The organism is Streptococcus sp. HMSC073A12 (genome assembly GCF_001812815.1).
GTDB classification, from domain to species: Bacteria; Bacillota; Bacilli; order Lactobacillales; family Streptococcaceae; genus Streptococcus; species Streptococcus vaginalis.
Map to the genome: position 1 here is coordinate 37,224 of NZ_KV810526.1, position 23,321 is coordinate 60,544.

Sequence of the window (23,321 nt, forward strand, 5' to 3'; positions counted from 1 at the left end):
AAAGTAACTTGGCTTTTTGCAATAGTTTATTTTGATTTAATATAATTGACACCGTCTGCTTTTGGTGCAACAGCTTTTCCGAAGAATGCTGCCAACACAACAATAGTCAATACATAAGGTGCAATTTGTAGGTACACAGCTGGTACATGTGATAGGAATGGTAATTGACTTCCGATAACGGCTAAACTTTGAGATAGCCCAAAGAATAGACTTGAAAGCATAGCGCCAATTGGATTCCATTTACCAAAAATCATAGCAGCCAGTGAGATGAATCCTGGTCCGATAATGGTTGTAGCAGCGAAATTTACGGAAATAGATTGTGCATAAATCGCTCCACCAACACCGCCAAGAAAACCTGAAATCATCACACCGTAATAACGCATGAGATAAACATTGATACCGAGGGTGTCTGCCGCTTGTGGGTGTTCACCTACGGAGCGCAAACGAAGCCCAAATTTCGTCTTAAACATAATGAACCATGCTAGGAAAGCAAACGCAACTGCAATATACCCCATTAGACTGGTGTGTTTAAAGAAGATATCTCCAATGACAGGAATATCTGATAATAGTGGAAAATTAAATTTACCAAATGATACTTGAATATTATCTGTTTGCCCTTTATTATAGAAAGCTTTTACCAAGAAAATCGCTAACGCAGGCGCCATCAAATTAAGTACTGTACCACTAACAACGTGATCCGCATGGAAATTGATAGTCGCTACAGCGTGAATGAGTGAGAAAATTAGTCCCACAATACCACCAACTAAAAGTGCTAACCAAGGCGTTAAACTTCCAAAGGTATTCACAAAAGTAAGGTTAAAGACAACGCCTGAGAAAGCCCCCATAACCATAATACCTTCAAGTCCGACATTGACAATCCCAGCATGCTCTGAGAAGGCACCACCGATACTAGTAAAGATTAAAGGTGCTGCATAAATCAGCATAGAGGAAACTAACAGACTTAACATTGTTACAAAATTCATCTTATTTTCCTCCCTTTACTTTCGCTTGTTTTCTTGGTTTGATAAAGTGTTCAATGATGTAATGAATACTTACAAAGAAAATAATTGATGCTGTTACAATATTTACCAGTTCCGCTGGAATCGTTGCGGTGTTCATACCTGGAGCTCCGACTTGAAGCACGGCAAATAAGAATGCTGCAAAGAGAATACCAATTGGTGAATTATTTGCCAGCAAGCTAACGGCCATACCATTAAAGCCGACAGCTAGGGAACTTCCTTGTACATAGACATTTTGGAAAGTTCCAAGTCCTTCAACAACACCTCCGACACCGGCAAGGGCACCTGAGATAATCATTGAAAGAATAATCGTCCGTTTAGCAGACATCCCTGCATATTCACTCGCATTTGGATTTAGCCCGACAGAACGGATTTCAAATCCAAGCGTTGTTTTTTTCAGCATAAACCAGATAAGGACAACTGCAATGACCGCAAAGAAGATTCCGATATTCATCCGTGAATTATTGGTCAATGCCCGCAGCCATTCTGTTTGATAGGTTGCATTAGCTCCAACCTTAACACTTGAGTCAATACTTTGCATAACACTTTTTGGGAAACTATGAATCATTGCATTTCCAACATAGAGAACGATGTAGTTCATCATAATCGTAACGATAACTTCACTTGTTCCCAAATAAGCACGAAGAATACCAGGAATAGCACCGATAATCCCACCAGCTACTGCTGCAATGACAACTGTAGCAAGAATCATAATTGGACGAGGAAGATTAGGAAACGAAAGTGCAAACCAGCCACTCAAAATCCAACCAGCTAAAGCTTGCCCTGGCAAACCGACATTAAAGAATCCAGCCCGACTTGCTACTGCAAACCCAAGAGCAATTAAAATAAGTGGACCCATTGCACGGAAAATTTCACCAATACTACGGATAGTACCAAAAGCAGCTTTGAACAGCTCTTCATAACCCCAGATAGCATCATAGCCAAAAATCCACATGATAATGGCACCAAGTAAAATTCCAAGAACAACGGAAATCAAAGGCACCGCAATTTGCTGCGTTTTCTTAGTCATTTGAATCTCCCTTCTTAATTTCACCACCAGCCATCAAGATACCCAACTCTTGTTTATTAGTTTCTGCTGGAGTTACAATACCTTGAATCTTACCATCATGAATAACAGCAATACGGTCTGAAACATTCAGGATTTCATCTAATTCAAAGCTGACCACAAGCACTGCTTTACCCTTGTCACGTTCTTCAATCAAACGTTTATGAATGTATTCAATCGCTCCAACGTCTAATCCACGAGTTGGCTGACTAACGATTAGAAGGTCAGGATTGCGGTCTATTTCACGAGCAATAATGGCTTTTTGTTGATTTCCTCCTGAAAGAGCAGATGCTGGAACACTTTCACTTGCAGCCCGAACATCAAATTCATCCATTAACTTTCGTGCATAAGAAGTGATATTATTGTAATTCAAAATTCCATTTTTGCTTAATGGCTCCTTGTAATAAGTTTGCAGAGCCATATTCTCAGACAACATCATATCTAAAACCAAGCCATCACGATGACGGTCTTCCGGCACATGACTAACTTGCATTTCGGTAATTTTCCGCGGAGATAAGCCAACGACTTCTTTCCCCTTAATGGTAATGCTACCTGATTTCACCTTCCGAAGACCTGTGATTGCTTGAACTAGCTCGCTTTGTCCATTGCCATCAATCCCGGCAATCCCAACAATTTCACCAGCTCGTACATCCAAAGATAAATTTTTAACAGCAGGCACACCACGATTCTCATTCACAACCAAATCCTTAATAGATAGAACAACTTCTTTTGGATTTGAAGCTTCTTTTTCCGTTGTAAAGGATACCGAACGTCCCACCATCATTTCAGCAAGATCTTTATTCGTTGCGCCACCAATTTCAACGGTTTGAATACTCTTACCGCGACGGATGACAGTTACACGATCAGAAACAGCACGGATTTCATCCAATTTATGTGTAATCAAAATAATGGATTTTCCTTCTTTGACTAGATTTTTCATGATATGTTCTAGTTCTTCAATTTCTGAAGGAGTTAATACTGCTGTTGGTTCGTCAAAAATCAAGATATCTGCGCCACGATACAATGTTTTCAAGATTTCAACACGTTGTTGCGCACCAACTGAAATATCTTCAACTTTTGCAGTCGGATCCACAGCTAAACCATATTTTTCGGATAGTTCCTTGATGTCTTTGATTGCCTTTCGAATATCTAAAACACCATTTTTGGTCGTTTCACTACCCAAAATGATATTTTCAGCAACCGTAAAAGCCTCTACCAGCATGAAATGCTGGTGAACCATTCCAATTCCTAAAGATGCTGATTTCGATGGAGAATCAATTGTCACTGATTTTCCATTCACAGTAATCTCACCACTTGTTGGCTCAAGCAAGCCAGCTAACATATTCATCAGAGTGGACTTGCCCGCTCCGTTTTCTCCTAAAAGTGCATGAATTTCACCGCGTCTTAGATTTAAGTTGATTTTATCATTTGCGACAAATTCACCAAAAATCTTGGTTATTTCATGCATTTCAATGACATTCTCATGTGCCATATGATTGATTCCTTTCAGAAATTATTTTATTTCAGTAAAACTCACTAAAAGATTAGCCAGCTTTACTGAGACAAAAGCTGGCTCAATCTCAAAAAAGCGACCCACGAAGGTCGCTTCTTGAGTGTCAGGTTATTATTTATTCTGTAGGAACTTTAATACTTCCGTCAAGGATTTTTGCTTTTGCATCTTCAACAGCTTTTTTAGCATCATCTGATAAGTTCTTAGTTGTCAAATCTACTCCACCGTCTTTCAGACCATAAGTTGTAGTTTTTCCTCCTGGAAATTTATCTTTTGCTGTTTTGTTAGCAATATCTTTTACAGTACCACCAACTTTTTTCAAGCTAGATACCAAAACAAAGTTAGATTCTTTGCCGTCTTTAGATTTGTATTTACCTTCATCGTTTTGGTCGCGGTCAACACCGATGACCCAAACTTTGTCAGATTCATTTCTAGTTTCGTTGATAGATTTTGCTTCGTTGAATACACCAGCACCAGTACCACCGGCTACTTGATAAACAACGTCTGCACCAGCTGCATATTGAGCTGCTGCAATTGTCTTCCCTTTAGAAGCATCTCCAAAGCTTTCAGCGTATTTCACATCAATCTTAATAGAAGGATCAACAGATTTCACACCTGCTTCAAAACCTTTTTCAAAACGAGTTAATACAGCACCTTTGATACCACCAACAAAACCAATCATTTTTGTTTTAGTTGTTTTGGCTGCAGCCACACCAGCAAGGTAAGCAGCTTCGTTATCTGCAAAGAGTACAGAAGCTACATTCTTTTGACCTTTAATTTCATCATCAATAATAACATAGTTAATATCAGAGTGATCCTTTGCAACAGATTCTACTGCATTACGAAGAGCAAATCCAATACCAAATACTAATTTGTAATTGCTAGAAGCAGCTTGCTCAAGGTTTGTAGCGTATTCAGATTCGTTTGTAGATTGGAAGTAAGTAAAGCCATGGTCTTTTGTCAATCCATTTTCTTTACCCCAAGCTTGCAAACCTTCCCAAGCAGATTGGTTAAATGATTTATCATCTACACCACCTGTATCTGTAACAATTGCAGCTTTCAAATCCGTCTTTGCATCTTTATTATCTGATTTAGATGCACGATTACCACATGCAGCAAGTCCAATTGCTGCGACAGCTACTAGACCAAGGCCTAGCCATTGTTTCTTGTTCATCTCTGAACCTCCTAAATAAGATGTGCAACAACGTTGCAAGATTAACTATGGTCAAATGACCTTTTTTACTAACTAGTCTAAGTTAGTAAAAGAATATGGAAGTAATTCCTTGACCGTCATCACGACCGTCGATTTATCTTTGGCAACAAGTGTTACCTTTAAATTCTGCGGAAAAAATTCTGCCATTACTTGACGACAAGCTCCACACGGAGAAACGGGCTTTTGAGTTTCACCATAAACGATTAGTTCCTCAAACTCCGTAACACCTTCTGAAATAGCCTTAAATATGGCTGTCCGCTCACCGCAGTTCGTCAGACCAAAACTAGCATTTTCAATGTTCACACCTGTAAAAATCTGACCATTTTTTGCTACTAGTACAGCACCAATTGGAAAATGAGAATAAGGAACGTAGGCCTTTTTACTTGTCTCAATAGCTAGATTAATCAACTCAGTAGTCGCCACTAGCTTTTTCTCCTTTCATAATGGCTACACCAGAAGAAGCTCCAATACGCGTTGCGCCTGCTTCAATAAATGCGACTGCATCTTCGTATGAGCGAGCGCCTCCTGAAGCTTTGACCCCCATATTCGGACCAACTGCTTTTCTCATCAAAGCCACATCATGAACAGTAGCGCCTCCAGTTGAAAAACCAGTTGAAGTCTTCACAAAGTCTGCACCAGCTTTCTTAGCTAATTGACAAGCGATTACTTTCTCTTCATCTGTCAGCAAACAAGCTTCAATAATTACTTTTACAAGCGTGTCACCACTAGCTTCTACTACTGCTGCAATATCTTCTTCTACCAAAACAAGATTTTGTGATTTCAAAGCACCAATGTTGAGCACCATATCCACTTCGTCTGCACCATTCTTGATAGCATCTCTTGCTTCAAATGCTTTCACAGCAGGCGTATTTGCTCCCAGTGGGAATCCAATAACGGTACAAACTTTAACATCTGTATCTCGTAATCCTTCTGCTGCAAAGCTGACCCAAGTTGGGTTGACACAGACACTTGCAAAATCATATTCTCTTGCTTCTTCAATCAATTTTTCAATTTGCTCTTGTTGAGCATCTGGTTTCAAAAGCGTATGATCGATGTATTTATTTAACTTCATTTTCGGTTCTCCTGTAAGTTAAGCGATTACTTCAATAATCTCTTGAACTTTTTTCGGCTCATTACTTATTTTAACATTTTTTTTGAATTCTGTAACTAGTTCTTGTGAAATTTTTGCATTTGCATAAATTTTTGCAACAATTTCACCAATTTTGATTGATTCTCCGACTTTCTTTTCAAAAACAATTCCTGTTTCAAAGTCTAAGGCATCCGTTTTCACCGCTCGGCCTGCACCTAGCCGCATGGCAAATAAACCAAATTCCATAGCTGGCAATTCAGAAATATAACCCGCTTCATCTGCAGTCACTTCTACAACGTATTTTGCTGATGAAGGGCTGTACAAATCTTCTAAATCGCCACCTTGCGCTGCAACCATAGCTTCAAATTTTTGAAGAGCTGCACCATTAAATAGATGTTCTCGAACCTCGTCTACAGTTTTTTCGACATTTGCTAAGCTGAGCATAATTTGACCTAATTCACAAATAAATTCTGTTACATCTTCTCGTCCTTTTCCTTGCAGGATATCCAAAGCTTCAAGGATTTCCAAACGATTACCAATGCTAGTTCCCAGAGGTTGGCTCATATCAGTAATAACTGCTGTCGTCTTACGCCCAACTGCCTTTCCTAAATCAACCATAGTACGAGCTAGAGCACGCGCATCATCCAAGTTCTTCATAAATGCACCTTCACCAACTGTAACATCTAGCAAAATACTATCTGCACCAGCTGCAATTTTCTTGCTCATAACAGAACTTGCAATTAAAGGAATAGTATCAACGGTCGCGGTCACATCACGCAAAGCATACAGCAATTTATCCGCTTTCACCAACTGATCAGACTGACCAATGACGGATAGTCCAATATCCTGTACTTGCTTAATAAATTCTTCTTGGCTACGCTCAATTTGAAATCCTTTAATGGATTCTAATTTATCAAGCGTTCCCCCTGTGTGACCGAGTCCACGACCACTCATTTTAGCAACGGGAATTCCAAAACTAGCTACCAAAGGCACCAGTACAAGCGTTACCTTGTCTCCTACGCCTCCGGTTGAATGCTTATCAACCTTGATTCCAGAAATAGCTGACAAATCAATTTGCTGACCTGTCCCTACCATGGTCATGGTCAAATCAGATATTTCACGAGTGGTCATGCCTTTAAAATACACTGCCATTGCAAAAGCTGACATTTGATAATCTGGCACAGTTCCGGCAACATAGCCTTCAATTAACCACTTGATTTCATCACTAGTTAATTCTAAGCCGTCTCGCTTTTTCTGAATAACATCAACTGCTCTCATATTTCCTTCCTACTTCTAAGGATATAATATCCCTTATCTTTTTTTAGAATTTCGCAGTTTCCAAAAACCTCTTCCATCTTAGCTTTTGCGCTTGGTGCCCCTTGTTTTTTTTGAATCACAATCGTCAAGTCGCCCCCGTCTAGTAAGTGCGTATAACTTCCTGTAATCACCTCATGAACGACCTGTTTCCCTGCTCGAATCGGTGGATTACTGATAATATGATGAAATCTCCCTTCTACATTTTGATAAAGATTAGATTTAAAAATCGTAGCTAGGACTTGATTGCGCTCAGCATTTTGACGCGCCAAATCAAGAGCGCGCTGATTTATATCAACAAGCGTTGCTTCGACTTCTTTAGCTTTGACCAAAGTAAGTCCTAATGTTCCATAGCCACAGCCGACATCTAATACGCTTTCTTGATTATGAAAATCAAGACACTTTAAAAGAGCTTGACTGCCATAATCAATCATTTTCTTACTAAATACTCCTGCATCAGTCAAGAAAGTCACATTTTGCCCCAGAAGTTGAACCTTCAATTTGTGAATATCATGTTCTGCATCTGGATTTTCTGCGAAATACATTTTAGCCATAAAACTATTTTAACATAAAGACCTTTTATTTGTAAACCGTTTACAATTTGTTTGAAATTATGTTATACTATTTTTCAACTATAGGAGTGAATATGACGAACGAATTTATCCATTTTGAAAAGATTAGTCGAAAAACTTGGCAAAATCTGCATCGTAAAACAACCCCGCCTTTGACGCAAAAAGAATTGAATTCTATCAAAAGTTTCAATGATAAGATTAGCCTTCAAGATGTGACAGATGTTTATCTGCCCTTGACCAGCCTCATCCAAATTTATAAGCGCTCAAAAGAAGATTTAGCATTTTCAAAAGGGATTTTTTTACAAAAAGCGAGCAAGCGCCAACCATTTATCATAGGTGTATCTGGAAGTGTCGCTGTCGGAAAATCTACTACCAGTCGGCTCTTGCAAATCCTTTTATCTAGAACATTTTCAAATGCTACTGTTGAATTGGTGACGACGGACGGATTTCTTTATCCAAATACTCACTTGCAGGAGCAAAATCTCCTCAAGCGCAAAGGCTTTCCAGAAAGTTATAACATGGAGCTGCTGCTTGATTTTCTTGACAATATCAAAAATGGACAGAACTACCAAATCCCTGTTTATTCACATGAAATTTATGATATTGTTCCTGATAAAAAACAGTCTGTTACAGCTGCAGATTTTGTCATTGTTGAAGGTATCAACGTTTTCCAAAATCCACAAAATGAACGCCTTTATATGACGGATTTCTTTGATTTTTCGATTTACGTGGATGCGGAAGTTGAAAATATCGAAACTTGGTATCTGGACCGCTTTAAAAAATTGCTCACGTTAGCAAAAGAAGATCCAAATAACTATTATCATCCTTTCACTTCTCAGCCAGAAAACAAAGTTATGGAATTTGCTCAAAATGTCTGGAAATCTATTAATCTTGTCAATTTACAGGATTATATCGAACCCACACGCAACCGAGCTGAAATTATTCTTCATAAAACAGAAAATCATGAAATTGATGAAATTTACTTAAAAAAATAAAAAGGCTTGTCAAATCTCAAGTTTTCATATATAATTAGATAGTTAGTATATCATTGGAGGTGAAAACATTGGCAAATATTAAATCAGCTATCAAACGCGCTGAATTAAACGTTAAACAAAACGAAAAAAACTCAGCTCAAAAATCAGCTATGCGTTCTGCAATTAAAGCATTTGAAGCAAATCCTTCTGAAGAACTTTTCCGTGCTGCAAGCTCAGCTATCGATAAAGCAGAAACTAAAGGTTTGATTCACAAAAACAAAGCGAGCCGCGATAAAGCACGCCTTGCTAGCAAACTTGCAAAATAATCTGCATAACGTAAAAAGAGCTCAAAGGAGCTTTTTTTGTTGCTGAAAACAGAAAGGCTAGACATGAAAATTATAATCATTGGTTATTCTGGATCGGGAAAATCTACTTTAACGACCAAATTAGCCCAGTATTACTCTATTCCCAAATTGCATTTAGACACGCTGCAGTTTCTACCCAATTGGGAAATGAGTGACCGCAGCTGGATGCAAGAGCAAGTCAAGACTTTCTTAAACGAGAATCTGTCTTGGGTGATAGACGGAAACTACAGCTCCTGCTGCTATGAAGAGAGAATGGAGCAAGCAGACCAAATTATCTTTTTAAATTTCTCGCGTTGGGATTGTCTTTTACGGGCTGCAAAGCGTTATTCCAAGAACAGAGGTAAGGTCAGAGGCAGTATGGCACAAGGCTGTCCTGAAAAGTTTGACTGGGAATTTATCCGCTGGATCTTACTTGACGGACGAACTGCTAATATTCGGAAACGATATGAGAAACTTCAAAAAATGTATCCCTACAAATTTATAGTTCTTCATAACCAAAAAGAACTAGATAACTTTTTAGCGCAATTTTCATAAACATCAAAAGCTATATTCAGCTCAGTTATGAATATAGCTCTTGTTTTTTTATTTTTTAATACTGTCAATATGTTCTAGCAAATATAACAGAAATTGAGGAATCGTCTCCAACATATCCTTTTCATAGACGCGTTCTGTTAACTGATGTAAATCTTTTCCCCAAGGTCCCAGATTGATGCCAGGAACATTGATGTCCTGAATTTTCTCAAAATCAATCGAATATAAATGTTCAGGAACAGCCATACTCTCGATAATTTTTTGATACTCTTTAACAGATTTTTCTAAAGCACAGTAACTAATGTCACAGATTCCCATAAAGAACTCTTCTACTGCGAGACGACCAGCCGCTGTGTCAGATAAGTATCCACTATAAAGTGCAATGAGTTTTTCAATATCAACCACGCTATTTTTCAGATGTCGACAATTCATAGAAGGATAATAAGGCGGTGCAATAGCTAGCACAACAAATGCTTCCTTTTTATCATAGAAATCTAACACCTTTTGAACAGTTGCAATGGTTATTTCTTGATAGCTTGAACCCGCTTGAAATGCTTCATGAGCAGATTGGTTTGCCTTGTGCATAAATTCTTCAAATCCAGCCTTCTTTTGACATAACTGTATTAACTCTTCATAAGTCAATACATGAGGTTTTGTGACTTTTTTATCCTCTTTATAAGTTACCTGCAAAGCCTGATAACGCTCATAAAACTCATCAATGGCTTCTTGGCAGAGTTGTTGAATCGTCGTCATCAGCTCTTTTGGGCTTTTATCTAAATAAAGAACACTAAAATAGCCTGCTGCTCTGAGAACAGTTGACACATCATAATTTTCCTTCAAATCACGCATGTAAGACCACGAAGGCAAAGGAGCCTGCTCTCCATAAATCGAATCCGACAAGCGGGGATTAAGGTCAATTTTTTCCACCACTTTTGCGAGGAGTGAAACAGCATTGATACCTTTTAGAGGCTCTTTCATGTGGGAAAGAATACCCTGCGTAACCACGACAGGCATCATCTTTCCAACTGTTCCAACATGCAGTACTTTTTCTTGAGCTGAAGGACTTTCAAATGGTTCTGAATCAATCGCCAAGATATAATTCAGATGAAATTTCTTTTTCAGATTAGCAAGCAAACCTACAGCAGCACGCATTCCCTGAGAATAAGATTCCTCATCTCCAACTGATAAATAAAGAAGATTCACTTCTCCTTCTGCTTTGCTCGCATATTCTGCTACCACTCCCAATTGCAAAGCCAATGCAGCTTTCATATCACATGACCCACGGCCAAACTGCCATTCGTTAGCAGCTATATCGTCTAACACATCTTGACCCAGTGAAGCACTCGCTAAAGCCTTTTTCAAAGCAACATTATCAAAAGCAAATTCCTTTAAATTTCCAAAATCCTCAATATCCACCGTATCATGGTGATGAAACAAAATCACTGTATCTGCACAATGACCTTTTACCAAAGCCCAATTAACACTACGCTGGTAAATATCATCCGGAATCTGATAGGTGCCAAAATAATCTGAATGCTCCTGAAAATACGGCAAACCGCCAATATAGTGATTGAGAAAATTTTCAATATTTCTTTCTGAACTCGTATGCGTGAAACTCTCAATCGCCATGCTCTTGTCAAAAATATCTTGAATCCTATTTTTCATCAATGGCTCCTTCAACTTTTTATAAAAATAGCTCGCTGACCTTATTATATACCTCAACAATCATCGTTTCAATCTATTTTTCATCCTTTGACTCTATAAAATTTACGCAATCGTTTGCGCTGTTAAGATTATTTTGATAAAATAATAGCCAACAAGACCAGAAAGAGGTATCTCGTATGGAAAATCAAACATTAATGCAATATTTTGAATGGTATCTACCAAATGACGGACAACATTGGAATCGTTTGGCAACAGACGCTCCCCATCTGGCTTCTAAAGGCATTCGCAAGGTTTGGATGCCACCTGCTTTTAAAGCCACTAGTTCCAACGATGTCGGCTACGGCATTTATGATTTATTTGACTTAGGCGAGTTTGACCAAAAAGGAACGGTTCGGACAAAGTATGGCTTTAAGGAAGACTATTTGAACGCAATCAAGGCACTCAAAGAAAATGGAATTGAACCCATTGCAGATATCGTTTTAAATCACAAGGCGGCAGCGGATTACAAAGAGAGATTTACTGTTATTGAAGTTGACCCAAATGATCGTACAGTCGCCCTCTCTGAGCCTTTTGAAATAAAAGGCTGGACCAAGTTCACATTCCCCGGTCGCCATAAAAAATACAATGATTTTGAATGGCGTTGGTACCACTTCACAGGAACGGATTATGACGCTAAGCGAAATAAATCAGGGATTTACCTCATTCAAGGGGACAACAAAGGTTGGGCTGACGATGATTTAGTGGACAATGAAAATGGAAATTTCGACTATCTCATGTACGCTGACCTTGATTTTAAGCACCCAGAAGTCATTCAAAACCTTTATGATTGGGCAGATTGGTTTATCGAAATAACCGGCATTCATGGCTTTAGGTTGGACGCTATTAAGCATATTGACTCTTTCTTTATGGGAAATTTTATCCGCGACATTATGGCAAAGTATGGAGAAGATTTCTATGTCTTTGGAGAGTTTTGGAATGGTGATGAAACTGCAAATAACGATTATTTAGGAAGTATTGACTATCGTTTTGATCTAGTAGATGTCAAACTGCACCACAACTTATTTGATGCTAGCCGCGCTGGGGCGGACTATGATTTGAGAAATATTTTTGAACAAACGCTTGTCAAAAACCACCCTAAATCGGCTGTTACTTTTGTCGATAATCATGACACACAACGTGGACAAGCGCTGGAATCAACTGTTGAAGAATGGTTTAAACCTGCTGCTTACGCTCTCATTTTGTTGCGTGAAGCAGGTCTGCCTTGCGTTTTCTATGGAGATTACTATGGTATCAAAGGCGAATTCGCTCAAGACAGCTTCCAAACAGTTCTTGATAAATTATTAGATATTCGTCTCAACTTAGCCTATGGAAAACAGAAAGATTATTTTGACGACGAGCATTGCATTGCTTGGACCCGTTCAGGAAAAGACAACGGACAGCCGATTGCTGTCATCTTAACAAACGATCAAGCCAGTTCAAAACGCATGTATGTCGGTAAAAATTGGGCTGGTAAGAAATTCAAAGATTACTTAGGAAACAGCTCATCAACCGTGACAATCAAAAAAGACGGCTGGGCAGATTTCCCAGTTGCAGAAAAGTCAGTTAGTGTCTGGTCTGCGCAATAAAATAAAGAACATAGCGAGATTGGAACCCAAATTCTTCTCTCTGTCGATTAGGGCGATGAAGCAAACCGAAAGTTGGGAGTCCTGTCCGCTCAGCTGACAGCATAAACTAAAACTTAGGCAGTTTGTTCGCCAGGCTGACAGTATAAACTAAAACTCAGGCGACTCGTCCGCCCAGCTGACAGCATAAACTAAAAGTCAGGCAACTCGTCCGCCCAGCTGACAGCATAAACCAAAAGTCAGACAACTCATCCGCCCGGCAGACGGAAGTTAAAAAAATGATGTTGACATTCCCCAGCCTCAACCATTCAACTCTGCTTTTAAACAAGATAAAAACACGAACAGATCAAGATAGCTAACAACTAATCCTGACTTTGTTCGTGTTTTTTCTCATCTTCCGAAACAACCTTCCCTATGAATACAGGTTATTCCTGACTTATTTTTTCTTTCTATTGTCCGTTCTAATGGCAATCTTCACCTCAAAAATAGTTCCTTTCGGCTTATTATCTTTCACCGTAATAGTTCCTTTAAGAGCTTCTGTGATTTGCTTTGCAAGCGACAAGCCTAGACCAAAACCACCTGTCTGCCGAGTCCGTGCTTTATCAACCCGATAAAAACGATCAAAAATCTTTTTCTTATCTGCCGTACTAATCCCCGGACCATTATCTGAAACCTTTAAAAACAAATTTCGATCATTTGCAGAGATTGTCAATTCAATCACACCGTCTTCATCTGTATATTTCAGAGCATTGTCAAACAGAATCGTCATTAATTGCTTCAGCAAGGTCTTGTCTGTTTTAATCATGCGGTGAATCCTATTGTCAAATCGGAAAGTTTTCCCATTTTCTGCGGCAACCATTTCATAGTTGGTAAAGGTCGTATTAAAGAAATTTGGCTCGACATCGCCAATTTCTGGTTTAATCCCGTCGTCACGCCGTGCTAGATTAAGCAGATTTGTCGTCAACATTTTCATGTTCCGCACTTCATCCAAACTAGAAGCAATGCTTTCGCTTGATTCCATAATGGTGGCTTCTGGTTTTCTAAACAAAGTCTCCAAACGATTTTGTAAAACAGCTAGAGGCGTGCGCAACTCATGACTGGCATTTTCGACAAAACTCTTTTGCTTTTGAATGCTTTCCAACAAAGGTTTAACACTAACTCGAGCCAGATAGACACTGGCAATCAAGGAAATTCCCCAGAAACTAATCATCACAACTACAATCAGCTGCTCATGATTTTGACTAGTTTGTTCCAACTGACTGATATTGATAAAGACCGCTGCATATTTGACATTGGTTTCCAAATTTGGGATTTTCACTTCAAATAAAATCATCCGATAGGTTTCTTGTCGACCATAATTGCTTTTAACCTGGACTTGCCGAATGCGATCCAATTGCTTGCTATTAAAGGAAAGTTTATTAAGTCCCAGAAAATTATTGCTTGTAATGATTGGCTTATAATTCTTATCAAATAAAATAACTTCCGTATTGGCACTGACATTTGGTTTATCAGTAAGCTCTTTGTCACCCGTGTCGGTTTTAGGCTCTCCGTTGTCTGACTTCTGTTCCATCCCCACTCTCCGAGCGAGCGCCAAATTGATGACAGAAGCGGAATCCTGACTGAGACTTTTCAAGTTATTATCGACCGTTGTATAAAGGCTTGAGCGCATCACCTGAATGATAATCAAAGTCATGGCTGAGAAAATGAGAGTAAAAATACCAAAATTGCGAATGAAATAAGAAAAATCATCCGCATACCATGTTTTTTTAAGTTTATTCAGCATCTTTTAAAATATATCCGACGCTGCGAAGCGTTTGAAGATTGTTCGCAAAGGTCGTCCCTTTCAATTTTTTCCGGATTTTTGAAACATAGACTTCTACGACTGAAATGGTTGTATCACTATCAAACCCCCATAATCGATCGAAAATCTGCGTCTTCGGTAGAATAACATTTTGATTTTGCAAGAAATACACCAGCAAGTCAAATTCTTTTCCGAGCAATTCTACTTCATTTCCGTCTACAAGTGTAGTGTTTGTTGATAAATTAACAGTGACATCGCCATAAGAAAGGGTGTTTTCATTGAACTTGCCAGAACGCTTCAAGAGAGCTTGAATCCGCATTTTTAACTCTTCCAAATAAAATGGTTTGGTCAAATAATCGTCAGCTCCCAGTTCAAAACCATGTCCTTTATCATTCAAACTTTCTTTGGCTGTCATAATCAAAACAGGTGTGGTAACGCCTTTTTCACGCAATTCTTTCAATACTTGGAAACCGTCTTTTTCTGGCAACATCAAATCAAGCAAGATAAGGTCGTACACGCCACTCTCGGCCTCGTACAATCCTTCCTCACCGTCAAAAACTTGCATGACATCTGCAAAATCATCCAAAAAATCAAATACCGAATTAGATAGACCGAGGTCGTCTTCCACTAATAGAATCTTAATCATATGCTTTTCCTTCTAAAATACGAGTTTGGGACAAAAGTCTCCAGTTTCAAAATTCGTTATGCACTAAACTAACGATGCAGTAGCTGATTGCTCAAAACAGTACTTTGAGGCTTGAGGGGATGAGAACACGAACTAAATATTTTTAATGTTCAGTTCTGCCCCCATTCCCTTAATCGTGAACTAAGTATAAGTAAAGACTTCTTCTCACTTCACCTTTTTGAAAACCAATCTACTGACGTTCTGATTCTATTATATCATGACTTCCTCTGAAATATTAAGAATTTGTTGTATTTGAATCATTATTTTCTGTCGTGCTACTATTCTTATCTGATTTGGTTGAACCGTCAGCATTTGATGGAGCTTTTTTCTTTGAGTTATTACTGTTTCCTGAGCCATTTTGGCTGTTACTATTGTCACTTTGATCGTCATTTTGTTTGGGTGGCATTCCGTTTGGACCGCCTTGATTATTTCCATTTTGTCCACCTGGGGGCATTCCCGGACCACCTTGATTTGGCTGCGAATTTCCCTGTTGTTGATTATTTTGTGCCTGAGTTGTTGTGCTTGTCTGTACTCTTGCCTGCTGATTGAGTGCATTTATCGCTAAAGAGCCAATGCCTAGCCCACTGAGAAGACCAACAGCGAGTGCCCCGCTTGATACAACAGTCATCCACCATTTGGTACTTCTTTCAACCATGATCATCTTCTCTTTCTTACTTGTGTTCTCTTGTTTCATTTTTGTCAAATTCCTTCTTTCTATTTTTAAGCGATCAGAGATTGCATTCCAAAGAGTATTGCCACAATAACTCCTTTAATGCCAAGATTTATCAGACAAACAAATTTAACTTTAAGTTTTTCATCTCATTACGTCCTTTCTTTTGAATGGAACTATCATATCTACTTTTTCTTAAAAGTGACTGAATTTTTTCTTAAAAGAAACTAAAAATAAAGAAAATAAGTAGTAAAACAATACAGAAATTATAGAAATAAAAAAACTAAATCAGATTGTTCCAATTTAGTTTAGAAGATTATCTCATCAAATTTGTCCTAGAAAAGGCAAAGAGCAAAGTAAAGTCTCTTTTCTCAAAAGAGTGACCTAATTTCCATTTTATCTTCAAGTAATGCTGCTTTTTCTTTCGGTTTTTCCATATACAATGAATGACTACAGATAGTCATTTCTATGAGGTTTAGAAAGTTCGGGATGGTCTGTATAGCCCTCTTTTTCCAAATTGGTGTTTCCTTGTTTATTTCTGGAATGAACAAAATTACATTTTTATTTTTCAAAAAGGACAAATTTCTAAAAACTTGCCGTCTTATTGTCAATAAGTGAGTCATTAACTTTTCAGATAAGCTTAAATGCCAATGTTTTTGAACTTTATCAAAAACAAAACTTTCTTTTGCCGCCCTCTCCAAATTTTCTGACCATATAACAGAGCTTTGTTTTTCAGTTATAACAACTTTCTTTAGGCTCTCATAAACATTCGTTTGAAGATAATTCAGAGAATCTTCAATTTCTATATTCAAAGGGCAAATTTTATCCATATTAATGTATCCACCATCTAATAAGACGAGATGCGTAATTTTATCATAGACACTTGTTAGATAAACTGCTAAATCTGCTCCCAAAGAATGGGCTATTAACAGAATATCGTCATCCATATCAACTTGTGCCATAAACCAATCTTTCAACGCCTGTAATGAAATCAGTTGCTCTTCCAACCTAGAATCATACATATCTAGATAAGTAACTGGAAAAGACAGGACATTAAAAAAGTCCTGGGGATAATAGCAATTGCAACCTAGTCCTCCAATAAAATAAGCCTTCATATTCTTATCCTTTCAGTCAGATGTTTCCAAAACAAACTTTACTTTTATATTTTATTGAGAGTAACAAGCAAATATTGAACCCAAAAAAACAAAAGCCCTTCAACAATAAGGACTTTTGAGGGAACATTATGTCCCCTGCCGGAATCGAACCAGCAACTACTCCTTAGGAGGGAGTTGTTATATCCATTGAACTAAGGGGACTAGAGAAAAACTCTGCCGACAGACAGAGTTATTTCTACATTAACGGCGAATTTCTTTAATACGCGCAGCTTTACCTTGTAATGCACGAAGGTAATACAATTTCGCACGACGTACTTTACCGTAACGTACTACTTCAATCTTTTCAACACGGGGTGTGTGAAGTGGGAAGATACGTTCAACACCTACACCGTTAGAAATTTTACGAACAGTATAGTTTTCTGAAATACCTGCACCCTTACGAGCGATAACCACACCTTCGAAGATTTGGATACGTTCGCGATTTCCTTCGACAACTTTCGCGTGAACACGAACAGTGTCACCAGGACGAAATGCAGGAATATCAGTACGAAGTTGACCTTCAGTCAAACTTTGGATTAATGGATTCATTTTTCTTCTCCTATCTTACTAATCTTACAGTTCAAGACCACAGCGGATTAGTCGTTTTCTAGTGCTTCCATTACACACTAACTAATATCATAACAAATTTTGTAATAATTGTAAATGCCTTATTTGGATTATTTTTTTCATTTTAGTAGAATTATTGAAGAACCAATGAAGCTGCTCCAATGACTCCTGCATCATTTCCAAGAGTTGCAAGTGCAAGTTTTGTGGATGTACGCACTTGGGGGAAAGAATTTTCTTCATAGAACTTACGAACACCGTCTAGTAAAAATTCACCTGCTGCAGAGACGCCACCACCGATGACAATTGTTGACGGATTTAAGATTGAGCCGATATTCGCACAAGCAATACCAAGATAACGTGCAAAATTCCGATAAACAATGAGAGCTAGCTCATCACCAGCTTTAGCCAAATCAAAGACAATTTTTGCATTAACGTCTTCGCCGTTGTCAATCAATTGTTTCAGCTCTGCATCACCAGCATATTCATCAGCGTAGCGGCGCGTTAAATTGACAATTCCCGTTGCAGAAGCTACTGTTTCTAGGCAACCTTTTTTACCACAAGTACAGAGAATCGGCTGATCAAAATCAACTGTGATATGTCCCAGCTCTCCAGCTGCTCCAGCTACACCGTGCAGTAATTTTCCTTCCGCAACAATACCGCCACCGACACCTGTTCCAAGAGTCATAAACACGACATCAGGCTGATTTTCACCAGCACCTTTCCAACGTTCGCCAAGAGCAGCTACATTTGCGTCATTATCAATAAAGAAAGAAATACCAGTTGCTTTCTCAATCTTTTCTTTTACAGGTTGTAAAGTTTTCCAATTGAGATTATAAGCCCCAATAACCGTTCCTTTTTCACGATCCACAACACCAGGTGAACCCATGCCAATTCCAATGAAATCTTCTGCCCCAAGTCCCAATAGTCGCAAGCGATGATTGATAGATTCAATCATATCATCAACAATATGACTACCTTCATCTAAAATGTTTGTCTTAATAGACCATTTTTCTTGAACTTCTCCCTCTTGGGTCAGAATCGCAAACTTCACAGATGTACCACCTAGGTCAATCCCAATAATTTTTTTAGACATGCTACTCTCCTCTAATAACTTTTTTTCATTCTCATTATATCAGATTTTTTACGAATTGAAAAGGTTTGCATAGAAATTAATATATCATGACAAAAAGAATACTGCTTTAAATTGCTTCTGTCATAAAGCTACGAATTTCTAAGACCTTTAGCATGGCATCAGCTGTATCAAGTGCTGTAAATAGCGGCACTCCATGCTCAATGGCTGATTGACGGATAGCCTGACCGTGTTCATCTGCTGTTCGTTTCGTTCCGACTGTATTGATAATCGCCTGAACCTTACCTTTGCGAACAAATGCAGGAATGTCATTATGATCATCTGTACCGATTTTTTCAACTAATTGCGTCAAAACACCATTTTCCTCAAAGAATTTCGCTGTGCCTTGTGTAGCTAGAATGCTATATCCGATCGCTGCAAAACGCTTCGCTAATGTGAGGGCTTCTTCCTTATTTTCATCTGCAATCGTAAAGACAACATTGCCAAAGTTTGGAAGATGTAGATAAGAAGCTTCAAAAGCCTTGTATAAAGCTTTTTCAAGAGTTGCATCTGTTCCCATAACCTCACCTGTCGATTTCATTTCAGGACCAAGAAGGCTATCTACCTTGGCTAACTTGGTAAAGGAAAAAACTGGCGCTTTTACATGTACTTGTTTGCTTTCTGGATAAAGACCGTCTTCATACCCTAGCTCCGCCAAAGTTTGACCTAAAATCAGTTGAGTTGCCACCTGTGCCATAGGAATATTTGTCACTTTCGACAAGAATGGCACCGTCCGGCTAGCACGAGGATTGACCTCAATGACATAAACCTTCTCATCTTTGATGACAAACTGAATGTTCATCATACCGATACAGTGAAGTCCGATAGCCAATTTCTTAGTATAATCGGCGATAGTCTGCTGCACTTGAGCAGATAAGGTTTGCGGAGGATAGACAGCCATAGAATCACCTGAGTGAACTCCAGCCCGTTCAATATGCTCCATAATTCCTGGAATCAAGACCTGACGACCGTCTGAAATAGCATCTACCTCACATTCTTTGCCAACAATGTAAGAGTCCACCAACACCGGATGATCAGGGCTAGCCTTGACAGCAGTTCGCATATAAGAACGAAGATCTGCTTCATTCTCGACAATCTCCATAGCCCGACCGCCCAGAACGTAAGACGGACGAACCAAAACAGAAAAACCAATCTTACGAGCAGCTGCTACCGCTTCTTCTTCATTCGTCGCTGTCTGACCTAGTGGCTGCGGAATATCCAAATCCTTAAGAGCCTGTTCAAAAAGGTCACGGTCTTCTGCACGGTCAAGGTCAGCTACCTGAGTACCTAAAATTTTCACGCCAGCTTTTGACAATGGCTCAGCTAGATTGATAGCGGTTTGTCCACCGAACTGAACGATAACTCCCTTAGGTTTTTCCAGTTCAACGACATTCATGACATCTTCAAAAGTCAAGGGTTCAAAGTAAAGCTTATCAGAAACCGAAAAATCTGTTGAGACCGTTTCAGGATTACTATTCATAATGATTGCTTCATAGCCAGTTGCTTGAATAGCCTTGACCGAGTGCACGGTCGCATAGTCAAATTCTACTCCTTGACCAATCCGAATAGGTCCAGAGCCTAGCACCAGAACAGATTCTTTGTCTGACTTGATTGATTCATTTTCCAAAGCATAAGTAGAATAAAAATATGGTGTGCTTGATTCAAACTCAGCTGCACAGGTGTCAACCATTTTATAGACTGGAAGAATTCGCTCCTCTTTACGAAATTGACGTATTTCTTCTGCTGTCATTTTCCAAAGCCGAGCTAATTTAGTATCTGCAAAGCCGTTTTGCTTAGCCTGTCTAAGCAGATTTGCATCTCCAATATGAGTCATTAACTCCTGCTCTAATTCATGGATGTGAAGTAATTTATCCAGAAAGAACAAATCAATCTTGGTTAGTTTTGCAATTTCTTCGATATCATAGCCACGGCGGATTGCTTCAGATATATAGAAAAGACGATCATCCTGAGCTTTGACGACCTTTTCCAGTAAATCATCATCTGCCACTAGATTTAGTTCTGGCATTTCATTATGGTCAACACCAATTTCCAGAGAACGACAGGCTTTGAGCAAACTTTCTTCTATATTACGTCCAATAGCCATGACTTCACCAGTCGCCTTCATCTGTGTTCCAAGACGACGTTCACCATGTTCAAATTTATCAAATGGAAAACGCGGAATCTTAGCCACTACATAGTCCAAAGCTGGTTCAAACATGGCATAAGTTGTCCCCGCAACTGGATTAATCATCTCATCCAGAGTTAAACCAACAGCGATTTTAGCAGCTAATTTAGCGATAGGGTAGCCAGTTGCTTTAGAAGCTAGAGCTGATGAACGTGAGACACGTGGATTAACCTCAATGACATAGTATTTAAAGCTATGCGGATCCAGAGCCAGCTGTACATTACAACCACCTTCAATCTTAAGGGCACGAATAATTTTTAAACTAGCATCACGCAGCATTTGATTTTCGATATCTGAAAGTGTCTGCGTTGGCGCAAAAACGATAGAATCCCCTGTATGAATACCAACTGGATCAAAATTTTCCATGTTACAGACAACTAGAGCATTATCTGCACTATCTCTCATAACTTCATATTCAATTTCCTTAAAGCCAGCAATAGAACGCTCAATCAGACATTGCGTTACAGGTGACAGTTTGAGACCATTTTCAGCAATTTCACGAAGTTCTTTCTCATCTGCACACATACCGCCGCCTGTGCCGCCAAGAGTAAATGCCGGACGAACAATGACTGGATAGCCAATCTTAGCAGCAAATGCAACAGCTTCGTCAACGCTATTAACAATTTCAGATTCCGGAATAGGCTGTTTCAGCTCTTCCATGAGTTGCTTGAACAAATCACGATCCTCAGCTTGGTCAATAGCCGACAGCTTGGTTCCCAAAAGTTCGACACCCAGTTCATCCAAGATGCCTTCTTTAGATAATTCCATTGCCATATTGAGACCTGTTTGCCCACCCAAAGTCGGTAGAAGTGCATCTGGTCGCTCTTTCCGTAAAATTCTGGTGACAAATTCCAGCGTAATTGGCTCAATATAAACCTTATCAGCAAATTCCTTGTCTGTCATAATCGTTGCAGGATTGGAATTAACTAAAACGACTGTGTAGCCTTCTTCTTTCAAAGACAAGCAAGCCTGCGTTCCTGCATAATCAAACTCAGCAGCCTGTCCAATGACAATGGGACCAGAGCCAATCACCATAATTTTCTGAATATCTGTACGTTTTGGCATGTCTTTCTCCTATTTCCTAATCCATTGATTAAAATGAACTATGCCGTTGTTTAAAAGCATCAATCATTTCCATAAACTCATCAAAGAGATAGCTGGCATCATGCGGTCCTGCTGCAGCATCAGGATGAAATTGCACTGAAAAAGCAGGGAAAAATCGATGCCGCACACCTTCAATAGACTTATCATTGATTTCCTCATGTGTAATCAACAACTCGCTCGGAAAATTTTCCCGACTAACAGCATAACCATGATTTTGGCTGGTAAAATCAATCCGCCCTGTCGCAATCTCTCTGACAGCATGATTAAAACCGCGATGACCGAATTTCATTTTATAGGTCTGAGCTCCATTAGCCTTACAAAAAAGTTGATGTCCCATACAGATACCAAAAAGAGGAATTTCCCCTTGAATCCCTCGAATCATTTCTAGCACTTGCGGTACATCATCTGGATTACCTGGACCGTTGGATAACATGACACCGTCAGGGTGAAGGTGAAGAATATCTGCTGCACTTGTATCATAGGGAACAACTGTCACATTACAATTGCGTGCCGCCAATTCACGAAGAATCGAATGTTTCAATCCAAAATCAACTAACACAATACTAGGACCTGAACCCGGTGCTGGATATGGCGTTTTCGTTGAGACTTGTTTGATATTGTCAGTCGGCAAAACGGTCGCCTTCAACTGATCTTGCAGATGCACCATTTGGTCGCCTACATTGGCTATTGTTGCTTTCATCGTTCCATGCTGCCGAATGATTTTCGTCAATGCCCGCGTATCAATACCAGCAATTCCTGGAATTTTCTTGAACTTTAAAAACTCGTCTAGGGTCATCTGATTGCGCCAATTGCTTGCCCTTCGTGCCCACTCATAAACAACCACCCCTTTACAAGTAGGAGTGATCGATTCGTAGTCATCACGGTTAATTCCATAATTTCCGATTAACGGGTAGGTAAAGGTCAAAATTTGCCCATTGTATGATTGATCTGTAATAGATTCTTGATAACCGGTCATACCTGTATTAAAGACGATTTCTCCGGTCACATCCATATCAGCCCCGAATGCCTCTCCTTCAAATACTGTCCCATCTTCCAGAATTAACAAGCGTTTTTCCATTTTCCCC

General features: G+C 39.1%; 21 protein-coding genes and 1 tRNA gene. 4 read left to right on the forward strand and 18 right to left on the reverse strand.

The window, feature by feature from the left end; genetic code table 11:
- Nucleotides 1-26: 26 nt before the first annotated feature.
- The 8 genes from HMPREF2876_RS00440 to HMPREF2876_RS00475 all read right to left on the reverse strand — a co-directional run bounded on the left by HMPREF2876_RS00440 (nucleotide 27) and on the right by HMPREF2876_RS00475 (nucleotide 7,766).
- Nucleotides 27-983: an ABC transporter permease gene (locus HMPREF2876_RS00440; protein ID WP_024052200.1), complete on the reverse strand. Its 957-nt coding sequence runs from the start codon at nucleotides 981-983 to the stop codon at nucleotides 27-29.
- Between the two features lies 1 nt (nucleotide 984).
- Nucleotides 985-2,049 (reverse strand): ABC transporter permease, encoded by a 1,065-nt coding sequence (locus HMPREF2876_RS00445; protein WP_003036657.1) that lies wholly within the window; start codon nucleotides 2,047-2,049, stop codon nucleotides 985-987.
- On the reverse strand, nucleotides 2,042-3,577 hold the full coding sequence (locus HMPREF2876_RS00450) for an ABC transporter ATP-binding protein (RefSeq protein WP_003024370.1): 1,536 nt from the start codon (nucleotides 3,575-3,577) through the stop codon (nucleotides 2,042-2,044). The genes HMPREF2876_RS00445 and HMPREF2876_RS00450 overlap by 8 nt, the downstream gene beginning before the upstream one ends.
- 136 nt (nucleotides 3,578-3,713) lie before the next feature.
- Nucleotides 3,714-4,769 carry a BMP family lipoprotein gene (locus HMPREF2876_RS00455; RefSeq protein ID WP_024052202.1) on the reverse strand — a complete coding sequence of 352 codons (1,056 nt, stop codon included), beginning with the start codon at nucleotides 4,767-4,769 and terminating at the stop codon, nucleotides 3,714-3,716.
- A gap of 72 nt (nucleotides 4,770-4,841) precedes the next feature.
- Nucleotides 4,842-5,231: a cytidine deaminase gene (locus tag HMPREF2876_RS00460; protein ID WP_024052203.1), complete on the reverse strand. Its 390-nt coding sequence runs from the start codon at nucleotides 5,229-5,231 to the stop codon at nucleotides 4,842-4,844.
- A complete protein-coding gene (gene deoC, locus HMPREF2876_RS00465) occupies nucleotides 5,218-5,880 on the reverse strand; it encodes a deoxyribose-phosphate aldolase (RefSeq protein WP_070583908.1) in 663 nt (220 codons plus the stop codon). The genes HMPREF2876_RS00460 and deoC overlap by 14 nt, the downstream gene beginning before the upstream one ends.
- An 18-nt stretch (nucleotides 5,881-5,898) precedes the next feature.
- Nucleotides 5,899-7,176, reverse strand: a complete 1,278-nt coding sequence (locus tag HMPREF2876_RS00470; protein ID WP_024052205.1) for a pyrimidine-nucleoside phosphorylase — start codon at nucleotides 7,174-7,176, stop codon at nucleotides 5,899-5,901.
- Nucleotides 7,173-7,766, reverse strand: coding sequence for a class I SAM-dependent methyltransferase (locus HMPREF2876_RS00475; RefSeq protein ID WP_024052206.1), 594 nt, complete (start codon nucleotides 7,764-7,766; stop codon nucleotides 7,173-7,175). The genes HMPREF2876_RS00470 and HMPREF2876_RS00475 overlap by 4 nt, the downstream gene beginning before the upstream one ends.
- Nucleotides 7,767-7,858: 92 nt before the next feature.
- Between HMPREF2876_RS00475 and coaA the strand changes: the two genes are divergently transcribed.
- The 3 genes from coaA (at nucleotide 7,859) to HMPREF2876_RS00490 (ending at nucleotide 9,657) form a co-directional block, all read left to right on the forward strand.
- Nucleotides 7,859-8,779, forward strand: coding sequence for a type I pantothenate kinase (coaA, locus tag HMPREF2876_RS00480; protein ID WP_024052207.1), 921 nt, complete (start codon nucleotides 7,859-7,861; stop codon nucleotides 8,777-8,779).
- Between the two features lie 53 nt (nucleotides 8,780-8,832).
- Nucleotides 8,833-9,084, forward strand: coding sequence for a 30S ribosomal protein S20 (gene rpsT, locus HMPREF2876_RS00485; protein WP_020999623.1), 252 nt, complete (start codon nucleotides 8,833-8,835; stop codon nucleotides 9,082-9,084).
- A gap of 63 nt (nucleotides 9,085-9,147) precedes the next feature.
- Nucleotides 9,148-9,657 (forward strand): DNA topology modulation protein, encoded by a 510-nt coding sequence (locus HMPREF2876_RS00490; protein ID WP_070583938.1) that lies wholly within the window; start codon nucleotides 9,148-9,150, stop codon nucleotides 9,655-9,657.
- Between the two features lie 48 nt (nucleotides 9,658-9,705).
- Here HMPREF2876_RS00490 and HMPREF2876_RS00495 read toward each other — a convergent pair whose 3' ends face one another.
- Nucleotides 9,706-11,319 carry a M20/M25/M40 family metallo-hydrolase gene (locus tag HMPREF2876_RS00495; protein WP_070583910.1) on the reverse strand — a complete coding sequence of 538 codons (1,614 nt, stop codon included), beginning with the start codon at nucleotides 11,317-11,319 and terminating at the stop codon, nucleotides 9,706-9,708.
- Nucleotides 11,320-11,495: 176 nt separating this feature from the next.
- Here HMPREF2876_RS00495 and HMPREF2876_RS00500 point away from each other — a divergent pair, with 176 nt between their 5' ends.
- A complete protein-coding gene (locus HMPREF2876_RS00500; protein ID WP_070583912.1) occupies nucleotides 11,496-12,944 on the forward strand; it encodes an alpha-amylase in 1,449 nt (482 codons plus the stop codon).
- A 433-nt stretch (nucleotides 12,945-13,377) separates the two neighbouring features.
- Here the strand turns inward: HMPREF2876_RS00500 and HMPREF2876_RS00505 are convergent, their stop codons facing one another.
- The 9 genes from HMPREF2876_RS00505 to HMPREF2876_RS00545 form a co-directional block, all read right to left on the reverse strand.
- Complete coding sequence (locus HMPREF2876_RS00505) at nucleotides 13,378-14,724, reverse strand: sensor histidine kinase (protein WP_003024354.1); 1,347 nt, start codon at nucleotides 14,722-14,724, stop codon at nucleotides 13,378-13,380.
- Nucleotides 14,714-15,388 carry a response regulator transcription factor gene (locus tag HMPREF2876_RS00510; RefSeq protein ID WP_003024352.1) on the reverse strand — a complete coding sequence of 225 codons (675 nt, stop codon included), beginning with the start codon at nucleotides 15,386-15,388 and terminating at the stop codon, nucleotides 14,714-14,716. Before HMPREF2876_RS00510 ends, HMPREF2876_RS00505 begins: the two co-directional genes overlap by 11 nt.
- A gap of 274 nt (nucleotides 15,389-15,662) precedes the next feature.
- The gene (locus tag HMPREF2876_RS00515) at nucleotides 15,663-16,121 is read right to left on the reverse strand and encodes a hypothetical protein (RefSeq protein WP_024052212.1); all 459 of its coding nucleotides are present in this window, start codon (nucleotides 16,119-16,121) and stop codon (nucleotides 15,663-15,665) included.
- Between the two features lie 347 nt (nucleotides 16,122-16,468).
- Nucleotides 16,469-17,212, reverse strand: coding sequence for an alpha/beta fold hydrolase (locus HMPREF2876_RS00520; protein ID WP_070583914.1), 744 nt, complete (start codon nucleotides 17,210-17,212; stop codon nucleotides 16,469-16,471).
- 129 nt (nucleotides 17,213-17,341) lie between these two features.
- Nucleotides 17,342-17,413 (reverse strand) — tRNA-Arg (locus tag HMPREF2876_RS00525).
- 39 nt (nucleotides 17,414-17,452) lie between these two features.
- Entirely contained in the window at nucleotides 17,453-17,800 is a 348-nt protein-coding gene (gene rplS, locus HMPREF2876_RS00530) for a 50S ribosomal protein L19 (protein ID WP_003024326.1), read from the reverse strand.
- Nucleotides 17,801-17,951: 151 nt separating this feature from the next.
- A complete protein-coding gene (locus tag HMPREF2876_RS00535) occupies nucleotides 17,952-18,911 on the reverse strand; it encodes an ROK family glucokinase (protein ID WP_024052255.1) in 960 nt (319 codons plus the stop codon).
- A gap of 106 nt (nucleotides 18,912-19,017) precedes the next feature.
- Nucleotides 19,018-22,197, reverse strand: coding sequence for a carbamoyl-phosphate synthase large subunit (gene carB / locus HMPREF2876_RS00540; protein WP_024052256.1), 3,180 nt, complete (start codon nucleotides 22,195-22,197; stop codon nucleotides 19,018-19,020).
- Nucleotides 22,198-22,225: 28 nt separating this feature from the next.
- On the reverse strand, nucleotides 22,226-23,314 hold the full coding sequence (locus HMPREF2876_RS00545) for a carbamoyl phosphate synthase small subunit (RefSeq protein WP_024052257.1): 1,089 nt from the start codon (nucleotides 23,312-23,314) through the stop codon (nucleotides 22,226-22,228).
- Nucleotides 23,315-23,321: the final 7 nt, after the last annotated feature.

Excerpts from the sequence above, each read along its gene's own strand:
- HMPREF2876_RS00450 (WP_003024370.1), bottom strand. The coding sequence starts at position 3,577 with ATGGCACATGAGAATGTCATTGAAATGCATGAAATAACCAAGATTTTT.
- coaA (WP_024052207.1), top strand. The coding sequence starts at position 7,859 with ATGACGAACGAATTTATCCATTTTGAAAAGATTAGTCGAAAAACTTGG.
- HMPREF2876_RS00490 (WP_070583938.1), top strand. The coding sequence starts at position 9,148 with ATGAAAATTATAATCATTGGTTATTCTGGATCGGGAAAATCTACTTTA.
- carB (WP_024052256.1), bottom strand. The coding sequence starts at position 22,197 with ATGCCAAAACGTACAGATATTCAGAAAATTATGGTGATTGGCTCTGGT.
- HMPREF2876_RS00535 (WP_024052255.1), bottom strand. The coding sequence starts at position 18,911 with ATGTCTAAAAAAATTATTGGGATTGACCTAGGTGGTACATCTGTGAAG.
- HMPREF2876_RS00495 (WP_070583910.1), bottom strand. The coding sequence starts at position 11,319 with ATGAAAAATAGGATTCAAGATATTTTTGACAAGAGCATGGCGATTGAG.
- HMPREF2876_RS00505 (WP_003024354.1), bottom strand. The coding sequence starts at position 14,724 with ATGCTGAATAAACTTAAAAAAACATGGTATGCGGATGATTTTTCTTAT.
- HMPREF2876_RS00455 (WP_024052202.1), bottom strand. The coding sequence starts at position 4,769 with ATGAACAAGAAACAATGGCTAGGCCTTGGTCTAGTAGCTGTCGCAGCA.
- HMPREF2876_RS00440 (WP_024052200.1), bottom strand. The coding sequence starts at position 983 with ATGAATTTTGTAACAATGTTAAGTCTGTTAGTTTCCTCTATGCTGATT.
- HMPREF2876_RS00510 (WP_003024352.1), bottom strand. The coding sequence starts at position 15,388 with ATGATTAAGATTCTATTAGTGGAAGACGACCTCGGTCTATCTAATTCG.
- HMPREF2876_RS00545 (WP_024052257.1), bottom strand. The coding sequence starts at position 23,314 with ATGGAAAAACGCTTGTTAATTCTGGAAGATGGGACAGTATTTGAAGGA.
- HMPREF2876_RS00515 (WP_024052212.1), bottom strand. The coding sequence starts at position 16,121 with ATGAAACAAGAGAACACAAGTAAGAAAGAGAAGATGATCATGGTTGAA.
- deoC (WP_070583908.1), bottom strand. The coding sequence starts at position 5,880 with ATGAAGTTAAATAAATACATCGATCATACGCTTTTGAAACCAGATGCT.
- rplS (WP_003024326.1), bottom strand. The coding sequence starts at position 17,800 with ATGAATCCATTAATCCAAAGTTTGACTGAAGGTCAACTTCGTACTGAT.
- HMPREF2876_RS00475 (WP_024052206.1), bottom strand. The coding sequence starts at position 7,766 with ATGGCTAAAATGTATTTCGCAGAAAATCCAGATGCAGAACATGATATT.
- HMPREF2876_RS00470 (WP_024052205.1), bottom strand. The coding sequence starts at position 7,176 with ATGAGAGCAGTTGATGTTATTCAGAAAAAGCGAGACGGCTTAGAATTA.
- HMPREF2876_RS00500 (WP_070583912.1), top strand. The coding sequence starts at position 11,496 with ATGGAAAATCAAACATTAATGCAATATTTTGAATGGTATCTACCAAAT.
- HMPREF2876_RS00520 (WP_070583914.1), bottom strand. The coding sequence starts at position 17,212 with ATGAAGGCTTATTTTATTGGAGGACTAGGTTGCAATTGCTATTATCCC.
- HMPREF2876_RS00445 (WP_003036657.1), bottom strand. The coding sequence starts at position 2,049 with ATGACTAAGAAAACGCAGCAAATTGCGGTGCCTTTGATTTCCGTTGTT.